The sequence below is a fragment of the Aliivibrio friggae genome (assembly GCF_057368515.1).
This window is the reverse complement of the sequence record NZ_CM170648.1, coordinates 1,116,507-1,128,532: the sequence shown is the minus strand read 5'-3', so window position 1 is coordinate 1,128,532 and position 12,026 is coordinate 1,116,507. Positions and strand designations below refer to the sequence as shown.

The following is a 12,026-nucleotide window of genomic DNA, read 5'->3' as shown; positions in this document are numbered from 1 at the left end:
TCACTCGTGGAGAGTCCTATTTCTTTTTTAACTCTATCGCTACTAAAAGATTTAGGATTCAGGGCGCTTCGCTTGCAGGTTTCAGGGTAGTTGTTGTGATATTAGGATTAACCCCTACCCACCCCTGAACCCTTTGAGGGAGCTTGCGACCGATCTGAACCCTGCCTTTTATAGCTCCAAAAAGTTCTGAATAAGCTTTGAACCCACTTTACTTGAGCGCTCTGGGTGAAACTGAACACCGTAGTAATTACCCGCTTGTAGTGCAGCGGTAAAGGATTGTCCATATTCACAAGAGGCAATCGTATAATCACCCACTTGCATGCCAAAGCTGTGTACGAAGTAAAAGTAACTGTTCTCTGGAATATCTTTAAACAGCGGATGACCTTCAACGGGTTTAATAGTGTTCCACCCCATGTGAGGCAGTGGTAAATCACCCGTTTGAAGCTTACGAACTTCACCGTCACATAAGCCTAAACAATCCACAATTTGATCTGCTTTTTGGCCTTTCTCTTCAGAAAGCTTACCCAAAAGTTGCATACCTAAACAGATACCCAATAGCGGTTTTTCAACTTGCTTAACCAACTCAATAAGATCACGTTCAGCTAAGTTCTTCATCGCTTCGCTTGCTGTGCCAACGCCCGGTAAAAACAGCTTATCTGCAGCCAGAACCACTTGAGGATCTCGGCTTATCGTAACGTCATAACCCAAACGCTCAATCGCAAATCTCACTGACGATACGTTAGAGCAGCCTGTATCAATAATAACGACATTTTGCTTTGTCATAGTCACTCCTACAATACGCCTTTTGAGCTTGGCAGTTCATTACCTTCAACTTTAATCGTTTGGCGTAATGTACGACCAAACGCTTTAAATAGGCTTTCAATAATGTGGTGATCATTATGACCGGCAGAAGAAAGGTGTAATGTACAAGCAAGGGTATCTGTTAATGAGCGGAAAAAGTGAACCACCATTTCTGTGGATAAATCACCTACTTGATCACGGCTAAATTCCGCATCAAATTTCAGATATGGACGGCCAGATAAATCCAGTGCACACTGCGCTAAACACTCATCCATTGGTAAGCTAAAACCAAAACGACCAATACCGCGTTTATCACCCAAAGCTACTTTTAACGCTTCGCCTAGTGCAAGAGCCGTATCTTCAATGGTGTGGTGATCATCAATGTGTAAGTCGCCCTCGACATTGATCTTCATTTGGAATCCGCCGTGCGTAGCAATTTGATCAAGCATGTGATCAAAGAAACCAAGACCCGTAGTGATCTCATTTCCACCCTGCTCATCCAAATTCACAAACACTTTAATGTCCGTTTCTTTAGTTGTGCGGATCACTTCTGCAGTACGTGCATTTACGGTCAGATCTTTTAAGATCGCAGGCCAGTTCATTGTCTCAGGGTTATATTGAATACCACGGATCGCCATGTTCTCAGCCAGTTGAAGATCCGTTTGGCGATCACCAATGACTACCGAGTGTTGAAAATCGACTTTTCCGCCTTGAAGATACTCTTTAACCATACCCAGTTTAGGTTTACGGCATGAGCAGTTGTCTTCTTCAAAGTGAGGACAGATCAGAACATCGTCAAACTTCACACCTTGAGATTCAAAAAACTCCATCATCATATTGTGTGGCGCATCGAACTCATCTTGTGGGTAGCTATCTGTTCCTAAACCATCTTGGTTCGTCACCATCACTAAACGATAACCAGCGTCTTGTAGAGAAAGTAGAGATGGGATAACCAAAGGTTCAAATTTTAGCTTATCTAAACGGTCTACTTGAAAATCGACAGGTGGCTCAACAATTAAGGTGCCATCGCGGTCGATAAATAAAATCTTTTGTTGTTTGCTCACAGGAACGTCCTTTTAATTTTTATTCTTGATAACCCCCAAGCCTTATTCCTAAGCTTGGGGATAAAATTACATTAATTGATTACGAATAAATCCAAGTGTTTTCTCACACTCTTCGCGGTTACCCACACTAATACGCACACAATCTTTAATTGGTGAATTACGTAAAATAATGCCGTGATCCCACGCTGCTTTAAATATTGCATCGCCATCAGAGAACTGAACTAATAAATAGTTACCCCAACCCTCATGAACAGTGACACCATTCAATACCATTAACCCTGCGTGTAAATAAGCACGGTTAGCACTTAAATCAAGCATTTGGTATTTCATGCGAGCTAACCCAGCTTCTGATAAGGCTTGAGTCGCAATTTCAGCCACAGGAACTGGCACTGGATACGGCGCAATCACTTTAAGTAATACATTAATCAGTTCTTCATTTGCTAATGTAAAACCACAACGTAAGCCAGCCAATGCAAAGGCTTTTGACAACGTACGCAAAATAGCGAGGTGTGGATAATCAGCCAGTAAATCGACCGTAGACTTCTCCATACAAAAATCGATATAAGCTTCATCCATTACGACAATGGCACGATCTTTTGTCATCTCAAGCAATGAAAGAATGTCTTTACGATTAACGATGTTGCCTGTTGGGTTATTTGGACTGCACACAAACACAACTTTGACGTTTTCTAAGCTTGCTTCTATTGCAGGAAGATCTAGCTGCCAATCAGAAGTAAGTGGAACCGTTTTAGTCTCTACACCAATGGTTTCTGCGCTGATTGAGTACATACCATAAGTTGGTGGACAATATAGAATTGCGTCTTCATTTGGCTCACAGAACGCACGAACTAATAACTCAATACCTTCATCAGCACCGCGTGACGTTAGCACTTGCTCTGGTTTTACTTTTGCATAAGCGGCATAAGCATTGAGCAACTCTGGTGGCTGACATTCACTGTAACGGTTAAGGCGTGCAAAATTGAATTTGTATTCATTATCAAATGGAGATTCATTGGCGTTTAACCACACATCCCCTGTGCCGCCAATGCGACGGGCTGAGAGATAAGGCGTTAATGCTTGCACTTGTTTTCTGGCTAACTTTTCCATCATGAATTCCTATTGTTTCGTATCTAGCTGATTAGCTTCTAACTTAGCTACTTTTTCAATTCTGATTGTAACCGCTCGTTTGTGTGCATCAAGTCCTTCTGCATCCGCCATTGTTACCACTGTAGGCGCTAATCCTTTTAAACCATCCGCAGTGAGTTCTTGTACTGTCATTCGTTTAGAAAAATCAGCCAAACCTAAGCTTGAGTAAGTTTTTGTATAACCATAGGTTGGTAGTACATGATTGGTGCCAGAAGCGTAATCCCCTGCTGATTCTGGTGAGTAATCCCCTAAAAAGATTGAACCTGCATTATCAAGAAGCGGCAGTAATTCACGTGGATTTTTGGTTTGAACAATTAAGTGCTCAGGGCCATAAAAGTTTGATATTGAAACACACTGAGTTAGAGACTCTGCAATAATCAATAAACTTGAACCTAGCGCTTGGCGTGCAATGTCAGCACGAGTCAGCTCTTTTAGCTGTTTCTCTACTGCATCAGCCACTTGATCAGCGATGATCGGAGATGGAGTAACAAGAACCACTTGTGAATCAGGACCATGCTCTGCTTGGCTTAAAAGATCCGCAGCAATAAAGTCTGGATCTGCCGTTTCATCAGCAATAACTAACACTTCAGATGGGCCAGCAGGCATGTCGATCGCCGCACCACGGAAATCATTAGATACTTGGCGCTTTGCTTCCGTTACGTACGCATTACCAGGGCCAAAGATCTTATCGACTTTAGACACTGATTTTGTGCCGTAAGCCATAGCCGCAACCGCTTGAGCGCCACCAATGTTATACACTTCATCAATTTTACATAGTTTTGCAACGTATAAAATTTCATCTGCAATTGGTGGTGGTGAACATAGAACCACTTTATGACAACCAGCGATTTGAGCAGGAATACCTAACATTAATACCGTTGAAGGCAATGGTGCACTGCCACCTGGAATATACAAACCAACTTTGTTGATCGGCATCGTGATTTGTTCACACACCACACCCGGTTGCGTCTCCACTTTTAACGGCTGTGGTTTTTGTGCTTTGTGAAACTTTGAGATATTACTGTACGCTTGTTGTAGCGCCGCTTTCATCTCTTCAGATAAACGTTCACTTGCCGCTTCAATCTCAGAATTAGAAACTCGAATTGATTCAGGTTTCACACCATCAAACTTTTCAGTCAACGCTAACACACCAGCATCGCCGTCTTGCTTTACGGTATTAATCACGCTAGTTACCGCAGCGGTAATATTTGCACCTTCGGTAATAGCAGGACGTTGTAAGACAGTATCTTGCTGTGAGTCACTAAGTGATTGCCAAACTAGGGTTTTCATAATGGTTACTCCATCATCTTCTCAATTGGAAGAACAAGAATAGAGCTCGCACCCAGTGCTTTTAGCTGTTCCATTGTTTCCCAGAATAGATTTTCAGTACTTACTAGGTGAACCGCTACTTTTGCACCATCACTTGATAGAGGAAGTACCGTTGGATCTTCTGCTCCCGGCAGTAGTGATTTAATCGCTTCTAGCTTATCTGTTGGCGCGTGTAGCATGATGTATTTAGATTCTTTGGCTTGAATACAGCCTTGCATGCGTGTCAGTAGTTTTTCAATTAGTGCTGCTTTATCTGCATCGAACTCGCCTTCACGTTGAATTAGCGTTGCTTTAGAGCGGAAAATCACTTCAGCTTCTTTTAAGCCATTTGCTTCAAGCGTTGCGCCTGTTGATACTAAATCGGCAATTGCATCAGAAAGGCCTGCACGTGGAGCGACTTCAACAGAACCGTTTAGAATACAGGTAGAAAATGGAATACCTTGCTCGTCCATAAAGCTTTTAAGCAGTTGTGGGTAAGTCGTTGCAATACGTTTACCTGCAAGATCTTGTGGGCCGTTGTACGTTTCATCTTTATCAATAGCGATAGATAGACGACAGCCACCAAAATCTAAACGACGTAGAGTAGTAAATGCTGAAGGCTCACCAAGCGCTTTACGCTCTAGACGTACTTCTTCTAATTCATTTTCACCAATCACACCTAAATCAACCACGCCATCCATGATTAGACTTGGAATATCGTCATCACGAACTAACAATAAATCAATTGGCATGTTTTCAGAATGAACCACTAGGCGCTCACCCGAGATATTAAATTTCATGCCGCAGCGCTTAAATAACTCTTGGCACTCTTTAGATAAACGGCCTTTCTTTTGAATCGCGATGCGTAAACGTTGTGCTGACATAATTTCTTCCTTGTAAAAATGTAATTCTAAATTTGTTGTTAACTATCAATTGCTCAATTATTTGGTCATAAAACGAAAAAACCCTCAGAAGTTTTACCTTCCGAGGGTTTGAAATTGTATTCATCGGAAGGAAATTCTAATTGCCTTCCGGATATGCATATCCTCCCGAAAGACTACTCAGGATGATGGTGATGATGAATGTTCAGACCTTGAATACGCATAATTATAAACCTTTAGTAACAAATTGATTTTGTTTTTAACCTTGTAAACACATTATCAAACTGTGGTTTTATTTCAACAAAAAAGATCATATTTTTTAAAGAAAGTTAGATTCTGTTAAAATACTGCTTGTACAGATCAATCGACGTGATTAAATCTAGTCTTGATCAATAATCCATTTCTGGAAAGCTTTACGATCTGTTTTATTTATGAGTAAGTAATCTTTTTTTAATTGCTCTAAACTCGGTATGGTTTGGCCATCTCTAGGATTTGTAGAATTAATTTGATTTAAACTACCTTCACTTGCTGTAAAAGATACATTTTGAGCTTTATTGTACTTTGTTAGCATTGTCTCCAGATCATAATAAGGCATAAAACCTTCTTCTGGTGGCAATTTAATTTGCGTATAAGAAACAGCAGTACCTTTTGAATCAGTAATTATCCACTTAGGTGTGTTTTTAAACTCTAGTTTTGCTTGTTCATAACTGTAAACTTTAGGCGCTGTAATGGTAAGATTAGATTCTTCCATGTCTAGACCCATAATATAAGGGGCTGAATCAAATACCTTTTTACTATTACCTGAGCCAACTTGTTTATTATATCTTAATAGTAATTGTACTTTTGAAGCATCTACATTAACAGCCTCTCGCTTTTCCTCATTTTTAACGCCATTAACAAATAGAATCTCAACACCCGTTGCTGGAATTAATGTTGCTGCCTGTACTGACGATACAAAAAAAATACTCGCAATTATCATTTTTATTTTCATTTCTATAGACCTTTCTATTTGTTCATCTAAAAAAAAACCACCCTACAAAATAGAGTGGTTTCATTATATCTTAACTAATTAAGATTAGAATTCAGCTTTAACACCGATAGCAAGACCTGTATTGCTGTCTTTCTCATCGTTGCCACCAACTTCAACATAAGCAGTTGTGTTTGGTGCAATCGGGTAACCAGCATTTACATACCAAGTATTTAAATCTTCAGTAGTTTTAACATCTGAAGATGAGAAGCTGTAACCTGCTGCTAGAGCAACAACATCTAATTGGTATTCAGCAGCAAGAGCTACTGTATCAGAAGTTTCGTTGTCGAAATCCATTGAGTAGTAAGCAGCTGCTAGGTTTAGATTTTCAATACCTGCAAAACGTACTTCTGCACCTAACAATGTTTCAGTCTCTTTAGCATCAGTTTCTGTTGTTCCACCAAGAACGGTGAAATCAAAATCAGCTACACGGTAACCCATACGAGTATCGATGAAAACAGAATTCGTACCAATCGCAGCATTAGTGTCTGCTTTATCTTGAGCCATTGCTACTGTTGCGTAGAAGCTACCAGTGTCGATATCGTAACGAACTGCTTCTGGTACACAGAAATTACCATCGCTCGCGCCTTTAAAGAATGTAGTGATACCATATTGGTAATCGGCACCGATACCTGCATCATCAAGAGATGTACATAATTTACCAACTTTAATAGAACCCATAGTTTCTGTGTATAAAGCTACGTATGTATCACCTACGTTCTGGCCTGTATCTTCGATTTGGAAAAATGCACCAAATTGAACACTATCATTCATTGCGTAACGAACATCAAAGTTAACGTCTGCATCTTGGATTTCTTGTTGGAATTCGCTATCTTTTTCTAGACCTTGCATGTAAACAACTTCGATGTCGCCACCCATGCCTACAGTTACACCGTCTTGGTTGTATAATTCAAATGCTTGAGCTGAAGTAGCTGCTGCAAATACAGATAGCGCTAAAAGAGTCTTTTTCATAATAAGTCCACTGCCTTTTCTTAGAAAGATTGGAAATCCGATTTCCGGTTCCCTTATTTTAAGAGCGCTACAGTTGCATCTAATGTGCGACTTGTTAGCGTCTCTGTTTCTGGACGCTACTTTGCTAAAGATTTCTCATCGTGTCAACGCGCAAAGTCAAGGAAAGTAAAAAATAATAAAGACATCAAATACAGAGGCTTAGAGTAATACATTTAAATTTGTGACACAGATCAAGCTGCAAAATATAAATTTAGGTAAATACGCACAACAGTAAGAAGAGGGGCATTAGCGCTAAACCACAGATAAAAAAGAAGTAAAAACATAAATAGTTCTAAATGGCCGCGATTTGACCAGCGAGTGCCATTAATGTTTATAAATAGAAATTGAGAGGAAATGTGGTCTAAAAATAATTGTCATTCTGAGTAAATATTTTCCAATTTTCAGAATGACAATACAGATTTTGTAAGAAAGGCTAAAAATTAATTGTGATCTATGATCCACTTTTGGAAGGCCTTACGCTCTTCCTTTGAGGCTTTAGTGTACCAAGCTTGAAGTTGCTCAAGGTTAGAAACCTTATTATCTGCGGTACTATTGTAGTTTTCTACAGTTAATGCACTCGCAGATAACGTTGCTGCAGAACCAAAAACAAGTCCATTTTCTTGATTGTGTTTTTTCAACATAGTTTCAAGATCGTAATATGGCATAAAACCATCTTCAGGTTTCAGCTTCTCTTGTTGATACGGAATTTCATCATCATTAGAGTTAATAATTTCCCATGCAGGCTGAGTCTTAAATTTCTTTTTCCCTTGCTCATAACTATGAACTTTTGGACCTTTAATAACTAAATCTGATTCAGGGATATCGAGTGATAATATAAATGGTGCCGAATCAAAAATTTTAGCTGAATTTCCATTCCCTACTTTTTGACTATAACGAAGTACTAACTGCGTATTAATTGCATCAACTTCTATCGTATCTCGTTTTTCTTCTGTTTTAATGCCATTAACAAATAAGATCTCTACCCCTTTTTTAGGAGTCAATGTTGCAGCCTGAGTTGAAGACGCAAGCATTAAGCTTAAAAGTCCTAATTTAAATTTCATATTAACTCCAAATATTTCATCCCTAAAAAAAAACCACCCTATAAGGGTGGTTTCAAGTATATCTTAATTAACTAAGATTAGAATGCAGCTTTAACACCCATTGCGAAACCTGTTTGGCTATCAGTAACATCATTACCACCAACCTCAACATATGCTGTTGTGTTTGGAGCAATTGGGTAACCCGCATTTACATACCAAGTATTAATATCATCATTTGCATCAACATCATCAGAAGATAAGCTATAACCAGCGGCTAAAGCAACAACATCAAGTTGGTAAGTAGCAGCAAGACCAAATGTAGTAGTCTTAATAGTTTCATTATCTAAAGTATAAACCGCAGCTGCTAAGCCTAAGTTTTCAACACCATTAAAACGCGCTTCAGCACCTAGAAGTGTTTCATCATGTGTACCTGTGATAACAGCTGGAGTACCTGATTTATCTTCTGCTTCACCAGTACCACCAAGAAGAGTAAAGTCAAAAGACGCCACACGGTAACCAACACGAGCATCAAAATAAGTACCATCTTCACTTACATACGTTGAACCATTCTTATCTTGAGCAAAAGCAACTGTTGCATAAAAGTTTTCTTTATCAAGATCCCAACGAACAACTTCATCACCACAGTACATATCAGCACCATTGAAGAATGTAGTAATACCAAATTGGTAATCCGAACCAATACCCGCATCATCAAGAGCAGTACAAGTACGACCAACTTTAATAGAACCAATAGTATCAGAGTAAAGTGCTACATATGCATCACCTTCGTTCATGCCTGTATCTTGTAGCTCGAAGAAACCACCGAACTGTAGATCATCATTCATTGCATAACGCACATCAAATTTAACATCAGCATCTTGAATTTCTTGTTGGAAATCGTGATCTTTTTCAGTTTTTTGTAGGTACACAACTTCAATGTCGCCACCCATATTTACTGTTACGCCATCTTGGTTATAAATTTCAAATGCTTGTGCTGAACCAGCTGATGCCGCTAATACTGATAATGCTACTAGAGTCTTTTTCATAATAATCCACTGCCTTTTCTTAAAAGATTTGGAAATCCGATTTCCGGTTCCATGTATTTATGTATTTTTATTCCGTATCGACCAACACATCTAACTGTGTGATTAATCAGTACTTCTGAATTCGAGAGCTACTTTGCAAAATCTTGGCCCACATGTCAACGGTCAACTAAAATATACATAAAAAAACATAAACCCTTTAAATACATGAAGTTATCTAATTTAATGTTCTTTTTCGACTCGCCGCACACATCAAAATGAAACCTAATGTAAATATTTATTTCTCGACACAAAAGAATAAAGCACTAAAAAAAACACCTTTAAACACTCACGCCAGCATAATTAACCTTAATTTTTGAAATAAACTAGGTTTCACTCGTTCTAAAAATTAACATTTAGGTCTTTTATATTGGTTCATCTTATTTTCGTGACGTATATCTCGATTTAAATACATAAGAATCTATTCTTTGCAGGAGATCACATTAGATAGCGCGTGCTACAATGGTTTTTTATCTTCACTAGAGCTCATCATGCTGAACAAAGCGGTTACTGATTGCATTCGCGAAAGCTATAAAACACTACAAGATCAATTGCCAGGCTTTATACCTCGCCGTGCACAGAACTATTTAGTAGCAGAAATCGCTAAATCACTTGCGGGTGAATACAGTGATACGCATCGCATGATTGTGGCAGAAGCAGGTACAGGCATTGGAAAATCCTTAGCTTATCTACTAAGTGTTATTCCTTTTGCCAAACTGAATAATAAGAAAGTGATTATTTCTACGGCAACAGTCGCGCTGCAAGAGCAACTGGGTCATAAAGACTTGCCTTTTTATCGTCGAATTTCACCACTTCCTTTCTCTTTTATTATTGCAAAAGGAAGGCAACGTTATTGTTGTAGCCATAAACTTGCACTTTTAGTAGAAACCAATCACGAAGAAGATAAACAAGCCGCTTTGTTTACAGAAAAACCTAAAAAGAAAGATTTAGAACTTTTGAGAAGAATGCATAAAGCGCTTTCTGAAGGGAAATGGGATGGAGATAGCGATAGCTGGCCAACAACCATTCCGTCTTCTATATGGCAAACTATTATCTCAGATAAATACAGCTGTCATAACGGATTACCAATGCACCGTGACTGCCCATTCCAAAAAGCGCGTGAACATCTGGACAAAGCCGATGTGGTAATCGCAAATCATAGCCTTGTTATGGCTGATATTGATTTAGGTGGTGGCGTGGTTCTCTCTGAACCTGAGCAAACCATCTATATATTCGATGAAGCACATCACTTACCTAATGTGGCGCGTGAGCACTCTTCTGCAGCAGCAAGTTTAAAAGGAACCGCTTCTTGGTTGGAATCGTTAAACAAATCGGTCAGTAAATTCTGTAATCTTGCCGATCAAAAACGTGTGAATCGCTTTCAAAATACACTCCACGAGAATCTACAAGAGCTTATCCCCTCTTTAAATCAACTAAGTAAGCAATTTGACCCAACGTTATTTAATGACGATGGTATTTACCGTTTTGAGCATGGTGAAATCCCGACTTGGCTTGCCGATCAAGCTAAAGATTTAAAAGATCTCTCAACTAAAGCTAATCAAGCCTTAGCTAAAATCAGTGATTTAATCTCTGAACGAATGAAGGACGGCGAACTCGCTCCAAGAATGGCCGAGCCCGTATTGGCAGAAACAGGCTTCTATCTGCAACGATTAGAAAACTTAGCGCAAGTCTGGTTCTTAATGGCAAAACCAAACAGCGATAAAGGGGCCCCACTCGCTCGTTGGCTAGAAAAAAGCAAAGACAGAGAAAGTGACGTTGTCATTAATGTCTCTCCACTCGAAGTAGGCTGGCAGTTAGATCAAAATCTTTGGAGTCGTGCTGCTGGTGCTGTCATTGTGTCTGCAACCATGCGTGCCCTAAATAGTTACTCATTCTTCTGTAGACAAGCAGGTATATCAGAGAAACCTGAGGATGGCGTTCGTTTTCTCTCTTTGGCTTCTCCGTTTAATTATCAAGAAAATGCACAATTGGTTATTCCAAAACTACCAATGGAGCCATCAGCACCCGGCTTTACTGACCTGTTAATCGAAGAGTTACCTTTTTATCTTGCTGATCAAACCTCAAGCTTGGTTCTGTTCTCTTCTTATTGGCAAATGAATAAAGTCGCAGAAGGCATTGAAAAAATAGCAAAGAAACATGGCTGGAGTTTATTAATTCAAGGACAAGAGTCTCGTCAAGAGATCCTGAAAAAGCATAAGAAGCTTTGTGAAGCTAATAAAATCAGCATTTTATTTGGCACCGGTAGCTTTTCAGAAGGTTTGGATTTACCCGGAAATCTATTAACCAATTTAATCATCACCAAGATCCCATTTGGTGTTCCGACCTCACCGGTAGAAGAAGCGCATTCTGAATATATTGAAAGCCGAGGTGGCAATCCATTTATGCAGATCAGCGTTCCAGAAGCGAGTAAAAAATTAATCCAATCTGTTGGACGATTACTGCGTAAAGAAGAAGATTCTGGTAGAGTTGTGCTGTTTGATCGCCGCGTTATAACTAAACGGTATGGCAAAGCGCTTTTAGATGCATTACCTCCTTTCAAGAGAGTGATAGAGTAAACGTTCTTATTTGCTAAAAAGCATTATATTTACATGTTGTTTCTACTAACTGTCGCACATTCAGAGTGCGATTCTACCTATACTAATAAT

10 protein-coding genes and 1 other annotated feature are annotated in these 12,026 nt (G+C 39.3%); of the genes, 1 reads left to right on the top strand and 9 read right to left on the bottom strand.

The window, feature by feature from the left end; translation table 11 throughout:
• Window positions 1-168: 168 nt before the first annotated feature.
• The 9 genes from hisH to AC2INI_RS05265 form a co-directional block, all read right to left on the bottom strand.
• The gene (gene hisH / locus AC2INI_RS05305; protein ID WP_486305503.1) at window positions 169-783 is read right to left on the bottom strand and encodes an imidazole glycerol phosphate synthase subunit HisH; all 615 of its coding nucleotides are present in this window, start codon (window positions 781-783) and stop codon (window positions 169-171) included.
• An 8-nt stretch (window positions 784-791) separates the two neighbouring features.
• A complete protein-coding gene (gene hisB / locus AC2INI_RS05300; protein WP_486305502.1) occupies window positions 792-1,865 on the bottom strand; it encodes a bifunctional histidinol-phosphatase/imidazoleglycerol-phosphate dehydratase HisB in 1,074 nt (357 codons plus the stop codon).
• Window positions 1,866-1,931: 66 nt separating this feature from the next.
• Window positions 1,932-2,972 (bottom strand): histidinol-phosphate transaminase, encoded by a 1,041-nt coding sequence (gene hisC / locus AC2INI_RS05295; RefSeq protein WP_486305696.1) that lies wholly within the window; start codon window positions 2,970-2,972, stop codon window positions 1,932-1,934.
• 9 nt (window positions 2,973-2,981) lie between these two features.
• Window positions 2,982-4,301 (bottom strand): histidinol dehydrogenase, encoded by a 1,320-nt coding sequence (hisD, locus tag AC2INI_RS05290; protein ID WP_486305501.1) that lies wholly within the window; start codon window positions 4,299-4,301, stop codon window positions 2,982-2,984.
• 5 nt (window positions 4,302-4,306) lie between these two features.
• On the bottom strand, window positions 4,307-5,203 hold the full coding sequence (gene hisG, locus AC2INI_RS05285) for an ATP phosphoribosyltransferase (protein WP_428194072.1): 897 nt from the start codon (window positions 5,201-5,203) through the stop codon (window positions 4,307-4,309).
• A gap of 72 nt (window positions 5,204-5,275) precedes the next feature.
• Window positions 5,276-5,401 (bottom strand) — a sequence feature (His leader region).
• Window positions 5,402-5,579: 178 nt separating this feature from the next.
• A complete protein-coding gene (locus AC2INI_RS05280; RefSeq protein WP_486305500.1) occupies window positions 5,580-6,191 on the bottom strand; it encodes a DUF2057 family protein in 612 nt (203 codons plus the stop codon).
• Between the two features lie 84 nt (window positions 6,192-6,275).
• Window positions 6,276-7,199, bottom strand: a complete 924-nt coding sequence (locus AC2INI_RS05275) for a porin (protein WP_486305499.1) — start codon at window positions 7,197-7,199, stop codon at window positions 6,276-6,278.
• Between the two features lie 479 nt (window positions 7,200-7,678).
• On the bottom strand, window positions 7,679-8,299 hold the full coding sequence (locus AC2INI_RS05270) for a YccT family protein (RefSeq protein ID WP_486305498.1): 621 nt from the start codon (window positions 8,297-8,299) through the stop codon (window positions 7,679-7,681).
• A 77-nt stretch (window positions 8,300-8,376) separates the two neighbouring features.
• Window positions 8,377-9,324 carry a porin gene (locus tag AC2INI_RS05265; protein WP_122035322.1) on the bottom strand — a complete coding sequence of 316 codons (948 nt, stop codon included), beginning with the start codon at window positions 9,322-9,324 and terminating at the stop codon, window positions 8,377-8,379.
• Between the two features lie 527 nt (window positions 9,325-9,851).
• Between AC2INI_RS05265 and dinG the strand changes: the two genes are divergently transcribed.
• Window positions 9,852-11,936: an ATP-dependent DNA helicase DinG gene (dinG, locus tag AC2INI_RS05260; protein ID WP_486305497.1), complete on the top strand. Its 2,085-nt coding sequence runs from the start codon at window positions 9,852-9,854 to the stop codon at window positions 11,934-11,936.
• The last annotated feature ends 90 nt before the right edge of the window (window positions 11,937-12,026 follow it).